The following is a 17,177-nucleotide window of genomic DNA, read 5'->3' as shown; positions in this document are numbered from 1 at the left end:
GCCGCGCCCGGCGGGTCGCCGGCGTCAGCGGCGGTGCCCGACGGCCGGTCCGCGGCGCCGCCCACCGCGGGGGTGTCGTCCTTCTCCATCGTGTACGGCGGCGGGGTCGGGGCGAGCGCGGCGACCGTGGCGCCGCTGGCCCGCGGGTCGGCCCGCATCTCCGCCTCCTGGTGGTAGGCCCGCAGGTAGCCGACGACGGTGTTGAGCACCGCCACCAGCGGCACCGCGACGACCGCGCCGGGGATGCCCGCGAGGAGCGTACCGGCGGTCACCGCGAGGACCACGCCCAGCGGGTGCACCCGCACCAGCCTGCCCAGGATCAGCGGCTGAAGGATCTGCCCCTCGATCTGCTGCACCACCAGCACCAGCGCCACCACCAGCAGCGCCGTGATCGGACCGTCCGTCACGAACGCGACCACCACCGCCAGCGCGCCGGAGACGAAGGCACCGACGATCGGGATGAACGCGAAGAGGAAGACGATGACGGCGAGCGGCACCGCCATCGGCACGTTGAGGAAGTACAGGCCGATCCCGATGCCGATGGCGTCGATCGCGGCGACCAGCACCGTGCCGCGGACGTAGCCGGTCAGCGTGATCCAGGCCCGCGGACCCGCACCCGCGACGCCCGGGCGGGCGGACGCCGGAAGGAACTTCAGGCACCAGTACCAGATGTTGCGGCCGTCGTAGAGCAGGAACAGCACGACGAACAGCGCGACACCGGCGCCGCTGAGGAAGCGGAAGAGATAGTTCGCGCCCTCCAGACCTGCGGAGGTCAGTTCGGCGCTGTGGTCGCTCAACCAGCGGTTGACGTTGTCGACCATCTGTGTCAGGTCGTCCTCGGAGACGGCGAACGGGCCGTCCACCGCCCAGTCGCGCAGCTCGTTGATGCCGTCGGTGACGCTCTCGACCAGGTTGTCGATGTTCTCCATCACCTGCCACACCACGAACCAGCCGACCAGGCCGATCACGCCGAAGCCGGTGAACGAGGTGACGGCGGTGGCCGCGCCACGCCCCAGCCCCATCTGCTTGAGTCGTCCGGTGAACGGCTGGAGCAGCGCGGTGACCAGCAACCCCGCGGCGAACGAGATCACCAGCAGGCTGATCGCGCCGACCACCTGGATGAGCACCCAGACGACCGCCGCCATGACCAGCAGGCGCCAGCAGACCTCGCTCGCCACCCGCAGCCCCCAGGGCAGCGCCTCCGCGGGCGGCGGCGGGCCGGGACGCACCCCGCCGTGGCCGCCGTCACCACCGTGGCCTGCGCCGCCCGTCCCCTCGATCCGCCGGTCGTCGGCGCCGGCCCGGGAGGCCGTCTCACCGGCCGCCAGCGGGGCACGCGCCGACACCGAGACCGACTGCGCGAGGCGGGCCCGCGCGGGAGCGTCGCCGTCGGGGGACGCGTGGCGGAGCGAGGGCTCGTCGTCGCCCACCACCCGCCGCTCGTGCTCCCGTTCGCGGCGCGCCACCTCCTCCTCGGCCGCCTGGCGGTAGGCCGAGACCCGCGAGCGCACCCGCGATACCTGGGCCCGCAGCCGTTGAAGTCGTGCTGCCATCGTCGTCCTCTTCCCCCTGGGTGTCCGCGCCGGGGCGCCGGGCCGTTCACCGCGCGCGGCCCGCGCCGCCCGACGTTACCGTGCGGCCGGGTGGGTGTCGCAGCTAACCCGATGGAAGGACACGGGCGGGTCGGTGAAGAAACAGAACGCGGCGAGCGTGCGAGGGAGAGGCGACGGTGCAACCGAAAACGGCGGTGGGGCGGTGACGCTCGCGCGTCACCGCCCCACCGCCGTCGAACCGCTGCGGACCGCGGCTGTCCCGGGACGACTCGGGAACCGAGGGACCGCCGGCAGGAAGCCGCCTCACACCGAGGTCAGTACCAGTGGTTGGCCTGCCAGAACTCCCAGGCGCCGCACGGGCTGCCGTACCGCTCGTTCATGTAGTTGAGACCCCACTTGATCTGCGTGGCGGGGTTGGTGCGCCAGTCGGCGCCGGCCGAGGCCATCTTGGTGCCCGGCAGCGCCTGCATCAGGCCGTAGGCGCCGGAGCTGGGGTTGGTGGCCGTGTGGTTCCACTCGCTCTCGCGCGTGACGATGGAGGAGAAGCACTGGTACTGGCCGCCGCCGACGATCTGCTGCGCCATGGCCTGGACCTCGGCCTTGGTGTAGCTCGCCTGCACCGGGGGGCTGATGTCGGAGCGCGCGGTGCTGCGGCTCGCGGCCACCTCCTGGGCCTCGCGCTCGGCCTTCTCCTTGGCCTCGCGCTCCGCCTTCTCCTTGGCGGCCTGCTCCTCGGCAGCGGCCTTCTCGGCGGCTTCCTTCTTCGCAGACGCCTTCTCGGCAGCCGCCTTGCGGGCGGTCTCCTCGGCGGACTGACGCGTCAGGGACTCAGCGGCGTGGTCCTGCGACTCGGCCTGGAGGCTCAGCGAGGCGGTGTGCAGCTGGGCGTCCCCGGCAGCGGGAATGTCAACGAGCAGCGAAGCATCGGCAGCGACGACCTCGAGGTCGTTCGCCGAGCTGTCCTCACCGGAGGCAACGCCGACGGCAGCACCGACGGTCGTGACCGCGGTAGCAGACGCCACTGCGAATCCCCGGACCGAAATCCGGCTCACACGGTTTCCTTCCACCATCGCCCGTCCGGGTGACCCCCACGGGCACAATCGTGCCCCTGGCACGGGTCTCCGCTGCGGATACGGTCACGGGAGACACTGGCCCGGCGGACACCCCGCGTCTTCGCAAGGGAGCCCGCGTGGTACTCGGGCGGCACACGGCGAGCGGCTGTTCAGTTGTGAGAGAGCTACTGCTGCCGACCACCCGGAGGTGAACGACGGTGCCGTGTGCGGGGCCTGACAGCTGCACACCCTGCCGGAGATGCGCGGCCGCTGGCAATTCAACGCGCTGTGGGAAAGGTCACAGGGCGTTTGGCCTGTGCGTTCACTGGAGACCGACACACGCGCGGATCGGCACGCTACTCTACCCCGCCTTCTCGCCCCACATGCGGAAGATGCGAAGACCGCACCCGATGTGGTGACTTGGGAGGCTGTGAGCCACCTGACAGGGCCCTCCGCCAGGGCCGACCCGGCGGAGCCGACGACGGTCCCACGCGGCCCCGGCGGACGAGCACCGGTGCCGCCGCCGTGCCCGCTGCGTGCACCGACCGGGGTGGTGGGCGCCGCGCACACCGCGGCGGTCGGCCGACGCCGGACAGCACCGGAGCACGACGGCGCGCGCACGCACGGCGGTTCGCCCGGTGGAGCGGCGGCGGCACGCGGTCGTGCGGCCCGGACCCGTGGCGAACGGGCCCGGGCGCGGGCCGCACTGAACGGGCATCGGCGACGGGCCGACGCGGCGGACGTGTGAGCGGTGGCTCGCGGGTGAGCGCGGTGAGCGGTTCGGGGCGGCGGAGAGCCGGGCGGGTTCCGGGGCGGTCACGCGCCCGCCCGGGACGCGGCGCCGACCGGGCGACCGCACCGCGCCCCGGTGCACCCCTCAGTCGGGCAGCCGCCCTTCCTCCAGCATCTCGGTGACCAGCGCCGCGATCGGCGACCGCTCCGACCGGTTGAGCGTCACGTGCGCGAACAGCGGATGGCCCTTGAGCTTCTCCACGACGGCCACCACGCCGTCGTGCCGACCGACCCGCAGGTTGTCGCGTTGCGCCACGTCGTGGGTGAGCACCACCCGCGAACCCTGACCGATCCGCGACAGCACCGTCAGCAGGACGTTCCGCTCCAGGGACTGCGCCTCGTCGACGATCACGAAGGCGTCGTGGAGCGACCGCCCCCGGATGTGGGTGAGCGGCAGCACCTCCAGCATGCCGCGGGCCGTGATCTCCTCGATGACGTTGCCCGAGCTGACGGCGCCGAGGGTGTCGAAGACCGCCTGCGCCCAGGGGTTCATCTTCTCCGACTCGGTACCCGGCAGGTAGCCGAGGTCCTGCCCGCCCACCGCGTACAACGGGCGGAAGACCATCACCTTGCGGTGCTGCCGGCGTTCGAGCACCGCCTCCAGCCCGGCGCACAACGCCAGCGCCGACTTGCCCGTGCCGGCCCTGCCGCCCATGGAGACGATGCCGACCTCGGGGTCGAGCAGCAGGTCCAGCGCGATGCGCTGCTCGGCGCTCCGACCGTGCAGGCCGAACGCCTCGCGGTCGCCCCGCACCAGCCGGATTCGGCCGTCGGGCGCCACCCTGCCCAGGGCGCTCCCCCGCTCCGAGGAGATCACCAGACCCGTGTGGACCGGCATCCCCTCGGCGACCGGGTCCCGGACCGCCTCGGTGGCGAACAGCTCGTCCACCGCCTCACCGCCGAGATCGACCTCGGCCATCCCGGTCCAGCCGGAGTCCGTGACGGCGAGTTCGGCCCGGTACTCCTCCGCCTGGAGGCCGACCGACGACGCCTTGATCCGCAGCGGCAGGTCCTTGGAGACGACGGTGACATCGTGCCCCTCGGCCTGGAGGTTCCGTGCCACCGCGAGGATGCGGGTGTCGTTGTCCGGGAGCCGGCCGTCCCTGCCGCGCATGGCGGGCGGCAGGACCGTCGGGTCGGAGTGGTTCAGCTCGACCCGGAGGGTACCGCCGACCTCACCGAGCGGGAGCGGCTCGTCGAGCCTGCCGTACTTCACCCGGAACTCGTCGAGGCGCCGGAGCACCTGCCGGGCGAAGTACCCCAGCTCGGGGTGGTGCCGCTTGGCCTCCAACTCGGAGATGACGACGACGGGCAGGACCACCTCGTGCTCGTCGAACCGGGTGATCGCGGACGGGTCCGCGAGCAGAACACTGGTGTCAAGGACGTACATGCGCCGGTCGTCGGGGCGCTTCTTGGTCGTCACCACGTGTGGACAAACCCCCTCGGATGAGGTTGGGAGCCGCGGCGCGCCATGGGACCGGGCGGTCCGGCGCGCCGGGGGTGGTGCCGGAGGGACCTCGCCGCGGGCGGGCCGCACTCCGGCCCTCAGCGAACTCCGTGGTGCTGCGCAAACGGGCCTCCCGGCGGGCCGGGTCCGGGCTCCGACCCGCCGTCAATATGCCCTTCCGCCCGTCGGGTCATACCTCCGATCACCCGGCTGACCCGTAAGGCGGAACCTCGCCCGTCCGTGTTCCGCCGGAGTTCGACGGCTGTGTGCCGGGGGTTTCCCGGGGCTGGGGTGACGGAGGGGGTCAGGTCACGCAGCGGTGCGGGGGCGGTGGCGGCGGCTGTCGCCGGGGCGTCCACGGGGAACGGGGAACGGGCAGCGCGTCGGCGCGGCGGCGCGGCGGCGCGGCGCGGCGCGGTGGTTCCGGCGGTCGGGCACGGCGGGTGGTGAGCGGTGGACGGCCGGGGCGGGCCGCGGCGGCCGGCGGCGCCGCGGAACGAGAACCGCCCGCCCATCCGGCGCGGGGCGCGGATCGGCGGGCGGCAAGCGGTCCCGTGGGACATCGTTCTCCGCGGCGGACTGCGGCGAACGGCCGTTGACGACCGTGAAGGGCCGCAAGGCCCGAACGGGCGGGTCGGCTCAGTGACCGAAGCGGCGGTGCCGGGCTGCGAAGTCACGCATCGCCCGGAGGAAGTCGACGCGGCGGAACGCGGGCCAGTAGACGTCGCAGAAGTGGTACTCGGAATGCGCGCTCTGCCAGAGCATGAACCCCGAGAGCCGCTGCTCACCGCTGGTGCGGATCACGAGGTCGGGGTCGGGCTGGCCGCGGGTGTAGAGGTGCTCGGCGATGTCCTCCAGGCGGAGGGTGCCGGCGACGCGCTCCAGGGTGTCACCGTCCGCGGCTCGCTTCGCCAGCAGCGAGCGGACCGCGTCGGTGATCTCCTGACGGCCGCCGTAGCCGACGGCGACGTTGACCAGTATCCCGTCCCGGTCCCCCGCGACGCGCTCCGCGTCGCGGAGCACCTGCTGGGTGCGCTCGGGAAGCGCCTCGATGGCTCCGACGTGGTGGACCCGCCAGCGTCCGTCCTCGGCGAGGTCGCGCACCGCGCCCTCGACGATGGTGAGCAGCGGGCCGAGCTCGTCCTCGGGCCGGTCCAGGTTGTCCGTGGAGAGCAGCCAGAGGGTGACGACCTTGACCTCGGTCTCCTCGCACCAGGAGAGCAGCTCGCGGATCTTCGCAGCGCCCGCCTGGTGGCCCTCGCGCGTGGTGTTACCGGCTGCCTTGGCCCAGCGCCGGTTCCCGTCGAGGATGACGCCGATGTGCTTGGGGACCTGCTCGGGATCGAGGTGTCCCTCCACGCGCCGCGCGTACAGCTTGACCGCCAGCTGGCGCAGCTTGTTCTTCATAGCGTTTGTTCGCCCCTCTTGCCGCACCGCGCCAGCGTACACGGGCCCGGAGGGCGTCCCGAACAGAAAGCGGGCCGGTCCGTGGGGGGGGATACGGACCGGCCCGAGGGGGGGGTTCCCACCGTAACGCATAGGTGCTCGGCGGGCCCGCACACTCGGCGGGAATCACCCGGCGAGTCCGGCGAGGACGAGGCCGACCAGAGCTCCCGCCGCCAGGAACGGTCCCATCGAGAAGGCGGTGCCCCGCCCGGCGCCCCGGAGCGCCACCAGGTGGACGGCGTGGACCGACGCCAGCAGGAAGCCGGCGAATACGCCGAGAACGAGGACGTCCCAGCCGTACCAGCCGAGGGCGACGCCGAGCGCGAGCGAGAGCTTCACGTCGCCCAGCCCCATGCCGCGCGGGTTGATCAGCGCCAGCACCAGCAGCGCGCCGGCGAGTGCCCCGCCGGCGAGCAGGGCGCGGGCCCAGCTGCCACCGGCATCGCCCCCGACCAGCGCGCACACCCCGAGGCCCGCCACCGCGAGCAGAGCCAGCGGGTAGGTGAGGACATCCGGGAGACGCAGCACCGCGAGGTCCACGGCAGTGACGGCGACCATGCCCGGCACGAGCAGCAGCCAGACCGCCAGGGCCGGTTCCGCGCCGAGGACCGACGCCAGCAGGGCGCAGACAGCCGCATTGACGGAGGCCGGCAGCAGACCGCGCGGCGGTCGCCGTTCGGCAGCTCCGGGCGCGGCGTCCGCGGTCGCAGATCGCGTGGCGTCAGGGGTGCCCTCCTCGGTGCCTGCGTCGGGGCCGGTGTCGGAGCCGCTGTCGGCGTCGATGTCGGAGCGGTGCTCGATCCCTGCGCTGCCGATGACACCTTCGTCGGTGTCCACGCGCCGGGCGGCGTCGGGAACGGCGCCGAACCCCGTCCGGCCGTCGAGGTCAGGCGCGCGCTCGGCGTTGCCTGTGGTCCCGGTCGGTGCGGCCGCAGGCCCGGCGTCCGCACCGCGACCGGGGTCGGTGTCGGGGTCCGCGGCGTGCCGGCGGTCCCTGGCATTCGCGCCCTGCGGCCGCTCCGAGTGGGGTCGGGCACCGGCCGGCCTTACGGCGGGGTCGATCGCGGGCGGGTCGACCGCCTCGTCGGCGGCGGACGTGACGGGGCTGCGGGGCGCGGTAGGCGCGTCGGGGGCGGGCGCCCCGATGTCGGCCCGGCGGAACGCGGCGGGACCGCGGCGGCAGGCCGGGCAGCGGGATGCCGGGCCGAGCCAGCCGCGGGCACCTCGCGGCCAGGGATGGCCCTGCGGGCAGTGCGGTCGCCACGGCTGGGAGGGCTCCACCGACAGCCGGTACACCCCCCGGGGCGACAACGCCCCGGCGGCGGCTCCGTAGACAGCGGCGGCGACGATCAGCGGCACAGACACGAGGCAAGAGCGTACGGGCTCCCCCGCCCCCGGGGCCCGGCTTCCCGCGCAAGCAGCGCAGACGGGTGCCGGCACCGGCCGCCTGAGCCGCACGGCGCGCCGGGGCGTCGCCCCAGCCCCGGGCGGGCGCCGACCGGGCCGGCGCGTGGGCGGGCCGCGGCTGGTGGATCGGTGGGCCGGCGGGTCAGCCGCTACTCACCGTCACCATGGCGGCCGGCGCGGCGAGCAGTCCGGCGGGGAGAGACGTGGGGGGGGGGGGGGGGGGGGGGGGGCGGGGGGGGGGGGGGTTGCTCACGTCCGGCCCAGCCAGCCGTCGCCGGGGTGGGTGTGACGACGCTGGCAGTTGGTGACCGTTAAACAATACCCCAAGGCTTCGCGGTCAGGAATGGCGACAGGGCGGCCCGGACCCGCACAGATGTGGGGGACGACACCCCTCCCGAGCAGCGGTGATGGTGCGTGATGAGCCCGTCATGGAGGGTGCCCGGCTGGTCAGCGAGCCGCAACCACTCGTCGCATGGTGCGACCACATCGTCGCGCGTAGTAGCGCTGCGCCGCACGTCCCAGTGACCCGGCAGCACGGGTGTACCAGACGGCGGGACGGCTGAAGGCGGTCACGGTGAGCCACACCTCGCCGGCTCCGTCCAGCTCGACGAGGAACGACTCCTCGCCACTGACGGGGTGCCCGGGGAGGGTGCCGTACCCCCATCCGGCACGAGCCCCCTCCTCGACCACCCAGACGATGCGGCAGGGGGCGCGGAGCAACCGCACCGGGCCGAGCCGGACCACCACGGTCACCGGCACGCCGGGCGCCGCCCGGGGGTGCCCCGCCTCGACCCCCACGCCGACGGCACGGTGCATCCGCCACTCCATCAGGGCACGGGAGGCGAACCGGAAGGCGTCGTCACCGGAACCGACCCAGGTGCGGACGCTCATGAGGTGCCGTCCGGGCGGGGGCAGATCGCCGGGCCGACGCGTCGCGCCGACCTCGTCGTAGGTGAGGACCGGCGACGACTCGACCACCTGTCGCTCGTCATTACCCATGGTCGGCAGGGTATCGAGCTGCGGTCCTGCTCGCCGCCCCTGGTCGGGAGCGGCCGCAGGTCAACCGTCCTGACCGGGACCGTGGCCCCGGTGCGGCGGCCGGGGGCGACGCACCGCCCGCCCGACGCCCCCGCCGTTGCGGTGCCGGTCCGCCGGAGAGTTCGACACCGGGCGGTTCCGTGGCGCCGGCGTCCGCGGCTGCGGCACCTCGGTCGAGGTCGGCCGGTGCGGGCCGCCGTCGGCAGGGGGCTCACCGGGGGACGCCTGGCGGGAGCCCCCACCGGCGCCGCGCCGGGAAGGGCCGGCGTCGGCCTCGTCGCCCCAGCGGGCCACCACCCGGCCGAGCAGTTGTTCGTGGTCGAGCTCGGCGACGGTCGGCGGCCGCGGCCCCGCCGGCGGCCCGGCGGCCAGCGCCTTCTCCTGCAGTCGGGTGGTGCGCCACAGCAGGGCGATGGTGGCGAACGCGCAGGCGATCAGCAGTCCGTCGGCGACGGCAAGCACCCGGACCGCATCCTCCAGTGGCGCCGCTGCCGGCACCTTCCCCTGGGCCAGCCGACCGCCCGCCTGCGGCGCCGCCTCCCACCACAACCAGAACGCGAGCGCGCTGACCGTCACCGTCGCGATCCACAGCAGCCACCACACGTGGAGGACGACGCGGCCGCCGCTGCTCCCCGGCGGGCGCAGCTCGGCAAGGGTCCGGCGCGGCACCACGAGGTTGGCGACCGGCAGCAGCCAACCCGCGTAGGCGAAGCTGCGGCGCACCGAAGGATCGACCCCGGCCAGCAGCCTCGCGTTGCTCCGGGCGCGGCGGAACCAGAGGAGGAAGAAGCCGGCTGTCAGCGTGCCGACGACCACCCAGGGGCCGGTCGCGTTCTCCATCAGCCCTGCTATCCGGGCGTCCTCCGGCAGCAGCGCCCGTTCCGCCGAGCGCCACTGCTCGACGGTCATGCCGGAGGGGTCGATGTCGTGCGACTGCGCGAGATAGGCGAGCTTCTCCCGGGCAGCGAGCAGCCGCTGCCACGAGAGCACCGCGCAGAGCACCAGCAGCGCGGAGGCGACGGCAGCCAACCGGCGCACCGACTTGAAACTGCGCAGCGGCCGGCATCTCACACAGACGCCCGTGGCGGCATCGGCCTCGCTCGCGCGGCACCTCCAGCAGCGCACGTGTCTCACCTCTCCCCGCAGCTCCCCCGCGGTCGACCCAGGATCGATCCGCGAGCACCCCGACCATTCGAACACCGAGAGTAACATCACCCACCAGGAATGTCACCCCCCGTACACGCCGGGGTTCCCGCCGCGGTACGACACCCTTCACTTCCGCGACAGGACCGGCGAGCCGGCCGGTGGGGCGAGCCGCCCGAACACGGATGCCCCGGCCCGCGCGGGCCGGGGCATCCGGAGTTGCACTCAGGGGCGAGAGCTACCCGCCGGTGGGCCAGGAGATCTCCACCCGCCGGTTCTTCTGTCGCCCCTCGGCGGTGCTGTTGTCGTAGAGGAAGTACTCCTCGCTGTACCCGTTGATGTTGAAGGTGATGTCACCCGCGTCGTCCATGAGGTCGATCAGCGCGAGCTGGGTGTTCTCCGCGCGTTCGTTGGAGAGCTGGACGCCGAACTCGTAGGAGCCCTGGCTGTCGGTGAACCCGAAGATGTTGACCCACTCGGGCTGCTCCTCCTCGATGGCGGACGCCACGGCCTCGAGCGCCGCCAGCGACTCCTCGCTCAGCTGCGCCTCGCTCTCCTCGAAGAGGACGCCGGCCTGGAGCACGAACTTGCGCTGCCCTCCGGTGCGTTCCTCCCGGGTCTCGCCCCCGCCGTCGACCGCCGCGCCGCCGCCCGCGTCCTCCTCCGGCTCGTCCTGCTCGTCCTCATCGGGCCTGCCGGGCTCCGGATCGGGGTCGGGCTCCGGGTCGGGGTCGGGCTCCGGGTCGGGGGTCGGCTCGGGGTCCGGCGCCCCCTCGCCCTCCTCGGGCTGACCGCCACCACCGATCTCCTCCACGACGAACTTGATGTCCAGCACGCGGGGGTCGGCCAGCGTCGCCCCGTCCCCGAGCTTGAGCCCGGGAGCGTTGGTGTCCACGTCGGGCGTGGCGGGCTGCTCGTACCCGGGGGGCTGCTCGTACGGCTCGTCGCTCTGGGCGAAGGCGGTCGGCGCACCGAAGGCCAGCACGGCGATTCCCGTCCCGACCCCCACCGCCGCCCGGGCGGCGGGACGCAGCTTCTCGCTCATGACCTCGTGTCTCCTCAGCGGATCTCGAAGGTGGCGGGGGGCAGCTTGCCGATCTGCAGATCGACCTGCGACGTCTCCGGCGCGGGCGCCGGGAACTGCGCGAACCAGTCGACCGTCTCACCGGCGGCGATGTTGAGGTCGAACCGCGTGCACAGGCAGCGGCCGCTGGTGTCGCGGAGGATGAGGTACTTCTTCCCCTCCGACTTGGCGGTCAGCGAAGCCCCGGCCATGGAGAAGCTGTTGCTCGCCAGCTCCTGCTCCTGCCCGGCCCAGGCCGCGTCGCTCCAGCCGCTGCCGCCGCCGTTGCGGATCGTGCCCTCGACCGTCAGGAAGCCGCCTTCTTCGCGCACGGCGCGTGTGACCGTCAGCGTGATGTCGCGCTCACCGGTGACCTGAGCCAGAGTCTGGGGGCCGTCGTTGTCGTCGACCTGTCCTTCGTCGGGTTCCCCCTCCCCCGTCTCGGTCGGGGAGGCGGAATCGTTCGCATCCGACGACTCCGGATCGCCTCCGCCGCTGCAGCCGACCAGCGTCAGGCTGAGCACCACGCCGAGGGTCAGGGCGACGAGCCCGCTACGTGTCTTGCTCTCACGCGTTTCCATCGAGGGCGTTCCCTTGTCGACTCGCTCTGGAATCTCAGTCTTCCAGCCGGATACGGAATAGATCTCTCGGTTCGGGGAGTTGGTCCGGATCTTCCGGATCAAGGGCCCATTCCCGTTCCTCGCAGTCCAGTTCGGTCCGCTCGTCGCCCGGGAGCGGACGGCAGAGCGGCAGGATCACGGCCACGGCGCTCGCCGTGGCCGTGGCGTTCGAGGTACCGGGGAGCACCGAGTCCCCGACGGTGTTCCTGGTCTCGATCGTCACCCGGTAGCCGGCCCGCCCGGCGACGGGCGCGCAGTCGGTCACCGAGGCGTTGTTACGGGCCGCCAAGTCGGCGGCGGCGGCGCACGCCGAGGCGGACAGGAAGCCGAGCCCGTCCAGGATCTCCGCGAGGTCGGCCTCCTCGTCCTCCAGCACCTCGCGGAACCGGTCGTGCAGCCCGTCCCGCGCCTCTCGCACGGCCGCCAGAGCGGCGGCATCCGCCGCCGACTGGCCACCGCCGCGCGTCACAGCTGCCTGGGCAAACACGAAAAAGATCATCGCGATCAGCAGCAGCCCGCTGACCATCCAGATGTAGAGCGGGAAGACTCCCCCGCGCTCGCCCTGGCGGCTCAGCCGGTCTGAAGTACCCTTCCCACCGCGCCGCTGATCGCATTGGCCACGGCGGTGTGCAGGTTCAGTGCCACGACGGCGACGACGATCGCGGAGATGAGGAGCAGGAGCCCCGCGTACTCGACGAATCCGGCGCCGCGGTCGCGGTCGGCGTTCTTCAGGCGGCTCGACAGAGTGAGCCCCCAACGCAGCAGCTTTGTGCCCATGGTCGTTGTCCTCTCCGGACGGTCCCGGTCGTACCGCCGGTTCCCTACCCCGGAGTACCGGCCCCGCCACACGGTACTGCGGACGGGTCGGTTCGGGCATCACACGGAGGCTGCGATTGGGCTTCGGAGGGCACGAGTTGGGTTCAGCTGCCGCCATGTCCTCGCCCCCTCCCGGCCGTCGCCGGCCCGCCTTCCTCGCCACTGACTGTCCCACATCCCCCACCCTCCGGTCACCGGGTAGTGCGTTACGAATGCGAATATCGGCCGTGAAGTCCGGCGCTGTCGCGCCGCCCGGGCTCGGGGCTACTTGTCCCAGCGGACGAACTACGCAGCCGGCGTCAGGGGTTGAGCACACCGAGCAGGTTGGTGCCCGAGCCGAGGATCATGCCGGTGACGATGATGATCATCGTGGCCGGCACCATGAAGACGAGCGTCGCCATGGTGGCCTTCGGGATGGCCTTGGCCGCCCGACGCCGCGCGTTCTGGGCGTCGGTGCGCCGCATGTCGTCGGCGATCTGGACGAGGGTGTCGGCGATCGGTGCGCCGAGTTCCTCACCCTGCTGGAGTGCGGTGACGAACTGGTTGACGGCCTCCGACCCGTTGCGGCGCCGGAGTTCGTCGAATGCCTGCCGTCGCGAGACCCCCATGTCCATCTGGCGCAGCGTGATGCGTATCTCGTCGGCCCACGGGCCCTCGTAGCGGAGTGAGACGCGGTCCAGGGCCTGGCGGAAGCCGAGGCCGGCGGAGACGACCACAGCGAGCACGTCGAGGAAGTCGGGGAGGGTGCGTTCGATGGCCTCCTTGCGGGCGCGGGCGCCCTGCCAGATCAGCGCGTCGGCGGCGAACAGGCCGAACGCCAGGCCCATCAGGCCGAACAGCGGCCAGCCCGCCGCGAAGAAGAGCACCGCCACTGCCGCGCCGAACAGCCCGTAGACGGCGCGGCGGGCGGCGTACCGGTCGACGGTGAGACCCTCCGGATTGCCTGCCTGGTCGATGCGGAGCCGTTTGCGGTCGACGTTCTGCGGCCCCATCAGCCGTAGGACGGTGGGGGCCATCCGGACGCCCATGCGGTCGACGGCCGAGCCGGTGGCCGTGGTCCGGGTGGAGCCCACCTCCAGCGCCAGCGCGAGGTCGTCCGGGAGCGGGGTGCCGCCGCGCATCATGCGCCAGCCGCCGATGAGGCCGAGCACGGCGAGCAGCATCGCGAGGGAGAGCAGCAGGGCGATCACGGCCGGCTCCAGGCAGGTCGGTGAAGGTCAGGTCGGTGGGAGTCGGGGCGGTGGGACGTGGGGCGGTGGGACGTGGGGCGGTGCGCGACCCCGGGTGCGGGTACGAGGCCGGGCACGCGTCCGGCGCGGAGCGGTCCCCGGCCGTCCGGCGCGGTCACACGTCCACCCGGCCGAAGCGGCGGACGACGACGAAGCCGACGACGTACAGCGAGATCGCGACGATCATGGCGATCTGCCCGGCGGCACTGCCGGTGACGCGACTGAGCGCGCCCGGCGCCATGCTGTTGATCATCAGCAGGGCGCCGAGGCCCAGCGCGGGGACGGTGACGGCGGTGGCGTTGACCTCGGCCAGCAGGGTGCGGACCTCCCGCCTGGTCTCCTTGCGCTGCTCCAGGGTGTCGGTGAGGTTGCGGAGCGAGGAGACGATCGCGCCGCCCGCCCGGTTGGCGAGGATCAACGTGGATACCAGGACGTTGAGTTCACGGGAGGGTAGGCGTTCACCGAGCTCGTCGAGTGCCTCCTCCAGGGAGCGCCCGACCGCCAGTTGGTTGGCGACGGAGGCGAGTTCGGTCCGTGCCGGGTCGTCCATCTCCTCGGCGGCCATGGCGAGTGCGGTGCGCAGCGCGAGCCCGGCCGCGGTGCCGTTGGCGATGAGGCGCGCGAGTTCGGGCAGTTGGGCGATGAAGCGTTCGGTCCGCTTGTTGCGCTGCCAGGTGAGGTAGACGTTGCCGCCCCACAGGGCCAGCGCGGCGAAGACCGGGCCGAAGAACGGTGCGAGCACCACGGAGCCGACGAGGCCGAGGAGCAGCACGGCGGCGGTGACGTAGACCAGGTACTCGCCTGCGGTGAGGTCGAGGCCGGTCGCCGCGAGTTTGTTGCGGAGCCGGCGGCCGAACCGGGTGCCCCGTACGCGGGCGTCGACGGTGGCGAACCGGCCGGGGCGAAGGTCGGCGCCGCGACGGGCGGCGCCCGGCACGATGGGGTCGGCCGGGGTGGGGTCGGGCCCGGACAGCCGGTGCATCAGGGAGCGCTGCCGCGCGCGGCCGGTGGCCCAGCTGTGGAGGCCGACGACGAAGACGAGCGCCGCGACCAGTGCCACGCCCAGGGTGAGTTGCGGCAGGTGGTCGACGGCCAGGACGGTGGCGTCGCCGGGCGCCGGGGGGCCGGTCATCGGTGTGCCTCCCCGGGGTCGGGTCGGCCGTGGTACGGGGGCCCCGCACCCGGCGCGGGGCCGAGGGCCGGCCAGGCCCCGGCGGGGTGGTGGCCGTCGGCGCCGTCGGCCGCCGCGGACGTCGCGCGACTCTGCGTGGGGAGGGCGGTGTCGGGGAGGACACCGAAGACGGGCGGGACGGTCTCGCCGGCCTGGTGCAGGCGTTCGGCGAGGGCGCGCGGCACCGGGTGGTGGACGAACCGCCCCTCGGCGGCGCCGCCCTGGGCGAACGGGGCGCTGTGGAAGCGGGTGACCGGCACCACGTGGAAGGGGTCCTGGCCGCGGCTGGCGAGTACCGCGACCTCGGAGATGCGCCGGGTCCCGTCGGAGTGGCGGGTCAGCTGGACCAGGACGTCCACAGCGCTGTTGATCTGGTCGCGCAGCGCCGCGAACGGGACCTGCAGCTCGGACATGGAGGCGAGGGTCTGGAGTCGGAGCAGTGCGTCCTCGGCGCTGTTGGCGTGGACGGTGGCCAGTGAACCGTCGTGGCCGGTGGACATGGCCTGGAGCATGTCGAGGGTCTCGCCGCCGCGGACCTCGCCGACGAGGATGCGGTCGGGGCGCATGCGCAGCGAGTTGCGCACCAGGTCGCGGATGGTGACCTCGCCGCGGCCCTCGACGTTGGGCGGGCGGGCCTCCAGGCGGACGACGTGCCGCTGCTGGAGCTGGAGTTCGGCGGCGTCCTCGACGGTGACGATGCGCTCGCCCTCGGGGATCAGACCGGAGAGCGCGTTGAGCAGGGTGGTCTTTCCGGAGCCCGTGCCGCCGGAGACGATGATGTTGCAGCGTGCGCGGACGAGCGCGGTGAGGAGGACCAGCAGGTGCTGGTCGAGGGTGCCGGTGTGGAGCAGTTCGCCGAGGGAGAAGGCCCGGGGGAAGCGGCGGATGGTGAGGGTGGCGCCGCTGAGGGAGAGCGGCGGGATGATGACGTTGACGCGTTCGCCCGTGGGGAGGCGCGCGTCGACCATGGGGTTGGACTCGTCGACGCGGCGGTTGACGGTGGAGACGATCCGTTCGATGGTCTGCATCAGTTGGTCCTTCGAGGCGAACCGCAGCGGTAGCTGCTCGACGCGGCCGTCCCGTTCGACAAAGACCTGGTCGGGGCCGTTGACCATGATCTCGGTGATGGAGGCGTCCTCGAGGAGGGGTTCGAGGATGCCGAGGCCGAGGGCCTCGTCGACGACCCGGCGGATCAGGCCGGCCCGCTGCTGGGTGGAGAGGACGGGGCCCTCACGGCTGAGGATGTGGCCGAGGACCCGCTCCAGCCGGTCACGGCGGTCCGCCATGGACATCGCCGACATCTCGGCGAGGTCGGTCTCCTGCAGCAGTTTGGCCCGATAGACGGCGACGAGCCGGCTGTCGCCCTGGTCGGTGCCGGTGGGTTCGTCGGGGGCGGCGAGCCGGGACCTCAGGCCCATGGGGTGCTCCTCCTCGCGGGGGTGGTGCGGCGGGGGTGGCCGGGGGCGCGGCCCGGCGGGGGCGTGGCTGTCAGTCGCACGGCATCGTCACCGAGCGGGTGGCGGAGCCGAAGCCGTCGACGAACGGCAGGACGGACGGGACCTGGACGCGGGCGGTGACGGTGGCGACGTCGGCGGAGCCGCCGCAGCCGGCGTCCAGCGCGTACCCGACGGTCAGCCAGTCGCTGACGGCGGCCCGGCCGGCGCTCTGGTAGCGGTCCGCGATGTCGTCCTGGGAGGCGACCCGGGCGGCGGCCCGGGCGCCGGTGCCGGCCTGCTGGACGGCGTAGCCGACCAGGCCGAGTTGCAGGCCGGCGAGGGCGACGATCAGCAGCACGGGCAGCCAGCCCGCGAACTCGACCGCGGTGATACCGCGTTGGCGGTCCCACCGGGGGGCGCCGACGGGTGGTGTGGCTGCGGGGGGTGTGGCTGCGGTCCGGGGCTGCACGGTCATCCCTCCGCGGCGGCGCCTGCGCGCCCGGGTACGTCGAACGGCAGGTCCAGGAGGCCGGGGAAGAGCGCCGGGACGCGGAGGGTGACATCTGCCCGGTAGATGTCGCCCTGCACTCCGCAGGAGGCGCTGACGGACCAGGCGTCCGGGACGTGCCGGGCGGCCGCCTCGGCGCAGGCTCCGGCTGCTCCGCCGCGGGCGGCCGCCCCGGCGCGGGCCGCCTGGTCGGCGGCGTTGCCGGCGAGGGAGAAGGTGTAGCCGATGAGGACGCACTGCCATATCACGGCGAGCATGAGCAGCACGTAGGGGAAGATGCCGGCGAATTCGACGAGGACGGCGCCCCGGTCGCCGCGCCGGGCGGCGGCGGGGGGCCCGGTCGGCTGTGCCGCGGGGCCGCGCCGCGCCGCCTCGCACGGGCCCTGATCACCCTGATCGGCCAGTTGCCCGACGCCGCACCCCTGCGGGCGGTCCCCGACTCCGGCTCACTCCTCG

The 17,177-nt window shown here is 73.4% G+C and carries 16 protein-coding genes; all 16 read right to left on the bottom strand.

Annotation, left to right across the window (positions count from 1 at the left end):
• Positions 1 to 1,553 (bottom strand): AI-2E family transporter (locus HCN56_RS15320; RefSeq protein WP_167971452.1); only part of this gene is annotated, 1,553 nt, incomplete at its 3' end.
• A gap of 314 nt (positions 1,554 to 1,867) precedes the next feature.
• The gene (locus HCN56_RS15315) at positions 1,868 to 2,605 is read right to left on the bottom strand and encodes an aggregation-promoting factor C-terminal-like domain-containing protein (RefSeq protein ID WP_167971450.1); all 738 of its coding nucleotides are present in this window, start codon (positions 2,603 to 2,605) and stop codon (positions 1,868 to 1,870) included.
• A gap of 877 nt (positions 2,606 to 3,482) precedes the next feature.
• The gene (gene phoH2, locus HCN56_RS15310) at positions 3,483 to 4,787 is read right to left on the bottom strand and encodes an RNA 5'-3' helicase PhoH2 (protein ID WP_209312774.1); all 1,305 of its coding nucleotides are present in this window, start codon (positions 4,785 to 4,787) and stop codon (positions 3,483 to 3,485) included.
• Positions 4,788 to 5,483: 696 nt separating this feature from the next.
• Positions 5,484 to 6,251: an isoprenyl transferase gene (locus tag HCN56_RS15305; RefSeq protein ID WP_167971446.1), complete on the bottom strand. Its 768-nt coding sequence runs from the start codon at positions 6,249 to 6,251 to the stop codon at positions 5,484 to 5,486.
• Between the two features lie 165 nt (positions 6,252 to 6,416).
• Positions 6,417 to 7,655 (bottom strand): prepilin peptidase, encoded by a 1,239-nt coding sequence (locus tag HCN56_RS26465; RefSeq protein ID WP_312871245.1) that lies wholly within the window; start codon positions 7,653 to 7,655, stop codon positions 6,417 to 6,419.
• Between the two features lie 489 nt (positions 7,656 to 8,144).
• Complete coding sequence (locus tag HCN56_RS15295) at positions 8,145 to 8,696, bottom strand: DUF1990 domain-containing protein (RefSeq protein WP_167971444.1); 552 nt, start codon at positions 8,694 to 8,696, stop codon at positions 8,145 to 8,147.
• Between the two features lie 60 nt (positions 8,697 to 8,756).
• Positions 8,757 to 9,773, bottom strand: a complete 1,017-nt coding sequence (locus HCN56_RS15290; protein ID WP_167971442.1) for a DUF4328 domain-containing protein — start codon at positions 9,771 to 9,773, stop codon at positions 8,757 to 8,759.
• Positions 9,774 to 10,116: 343 nt separating this feature from the next.
• The gene (locus HCN56_RS25820; protein ID WP_209312771.1) at positions 10,117 to 10,923 is read right to left on the bottom strand and encodes an OmpA family protein; all 807 of its coding nucleotides are present in this window, start codon (positions 10,921 to 10,923) and stop codon (positions 10,117 to 10,119) included.
• Between the two features lie 14 nt (positions 10,924 to 10,937).
• Complete coding sequence (locus tag HCN56_RS15275) at positions 10,938 to 11,522, bottom strand: hypothetical protein (RefSeq protein WP_167971438.1); 585 nt, start codon at positions 11,520 to 11,522, stop codon at positions 10,938 to 10,940.
• 34 nt (positions 11,523 to 11,556) lie between these two features.
• Positions 11,557 to 12,087 (bottom strand): hypothetical protein, encoded by a 531-nt coding sequence (locus HCN56_RS15270; RefSeq protein WP_167971436.1) that lies wholly within the window; start codon positions 12,085 to 12,087, stop codon positions 11,557 to 11,559.
• A gap of 44 nt (positions 12,088 to 12,131) precedes the next feature.
• Complete coding sequence (locus HCN56_RS15265) at positions 12,132 to 12,338, bottom strand: hypothetical protein (protein ID WP_167971434.1); 207 nt, start codon at positions 12,336 to 12,338, stop codon at positions 12,132 to 12,134.
• 338 nt (positions 12,339 to 12,676) lie between these two features.
• Positions 12,677 to 13,579 carry a DUF5936 domain-containing protein gene (locus tag HCN56_RS15260; protein ID WP_280923281.1) on the bottom strand — a complete coding sequence of 301 codons (903 nt, stop codon included), beginning with the start codon at positions 13,577 to 13,579 and terminating at the stop codon, positions 12,677 to 12,679.
• Positions 13,580 to 13,721: 142 nt separating this feature from the next.
• Positions 13,722 to 14,738: a type II secretion system F family protein gene (locus HCN56_RS15255; protein ID WP_167971432.1), complete on the bottom strand. Its 1,017-nt coding sequence runs from the start codon at positions 14,736 to 14,738 to the stop codon at positions 13,722 to 13,724.
• Positions 14,735 to 16,195, bottom strand: a complete 1,461-nt coding sequence (locus HCN56_RS15250) for a TadA family conjugal transfer-associated ATPase (RefSeq protein WP_167971430.1) — start codon at positions 16,193 to 16,195, stop codon at positions 14,735 to 14,737. Before HCN56_RS15250 ends, HCN56_RS15255 begins: the two co-directional genes overlap by 4 nt.
• Positions 16,196 to 16,265: 70 nt before the next feature.
• The gene (locus HCN56_RS15245) at positions 16,266 to 16,688 is read right to left on the bottom strand and encodes a TadE/TadG family type IV pilus assembly protein (RefSeq protein WP_167971428.1); all 423 of its coding nucleotides are present in this window, start codon (positions 16,686 to 16,688) and stop codon (positions 16,266 to 16,268) included.
• Positions 16,685 to 17,125, bottom strand: a complete 441-nt coding sequence (locus tag HCN56_RS15240; RefSeq protein ID WP_167971454.1) for a TadE/TadG family type IV pilus assembly protein — start codon at positions 17,123 to 17,125, stop codon at positions 16,685 to 16,687. Before HCN56_RS15240 ends, HCN56_RS15245 begins: the two co-directional genes overlap by 4 nt.
• Positions 17,126 to 17,177 lie beyond the last annotated feature (52 nt).

It is taken from the genome of Streptomyces lonarensis (genome assembly GCF_012033735.1).
Taxonomy (GTDB): domain Bacteria; phylum Actinomycetota; class Actinomycetes; order Streptomycetales; family Streptomycetaceae; genus Streptomyces; species Streptomyces lonarensis.
This window is presented reverse-complemented; position numbering and strand designations above follow the sequence as displayed.

Bases quoted from the DNA above. Each gene is read 5' to 3' on its own strand.
- phoH2 (WP_209312774.1), bottom strand. From the start codon at position 4,787: ATGTACGTCCTTGACACCAGTGTTCTGCTCGCGGACCCGTCCGCGATC.
- HCN56_RS15305 (WP_167971446.1), bottom strand. From the start codon at position 6,251: ATGAAGAACAAGCTGCGCCAGCTGGCGGTCAAGCTGTACGCGCGGCGC.
- HCN56_RS15295 (WP_167971444.1), bottom strand. From the start codon at position 8,696: ATGGGTAATGACGAGCGACAGGTGGTCGAGTCGTCGCCGGTCCTCACC.
- HCN56_RS25820 (WP_209312771.1), bottom strand. From the start codon at position 10,923: ATGAGCGAGAAGCTGCGTCCCGCCGCCCGGGCGGCGGTGGGGGTCGGG.
- HCN56_RS15275 (WP_167971438.1), bottom strand. From the start codon at position 11,522: ATGGAAACGCGTGAGAGCAAGACACGTAGCGGGCTCGTCGCCCTGACC.
- HCN56_RS15270 (WP_167971436.1), bottom strand. From the start codon at position 12,087: ATGGTCAGCGGGCTGCTGCTGATCGCGATGATCTTTTTCGTGTTTGCC.
- HCN56_RS15265 (WP_167971434.1), bottom strand. From the start codon at position 12,338: ATGGGCACAAAGCTGCTGCGTTGGGGGCTCACTCTGTCGAGCCGCCTG.
- HCN56_RS15255 (WP_167971432.1), bottom strand. From the start codon at position 14,738: ATGACCGGCCCCCCGGCGCCCGGCGACGCCACCGTCCTGGCCGTCGAC.
- HCN56_RS15250 (WP_167971430.1), bottom strand. From the start codon at position 16,195: ATGGGCCTGAGGTCCCGGCTCGCCGCCCCCGACGAACCCACCGGCACC.
- HCN56_RS15245 (WP_167971428.1), bottom strand. From the start codon at position 16,688: ATGACCGTGCAGCCCCGGACCGCAGCCACACCCCCCGCAGCCACACCA.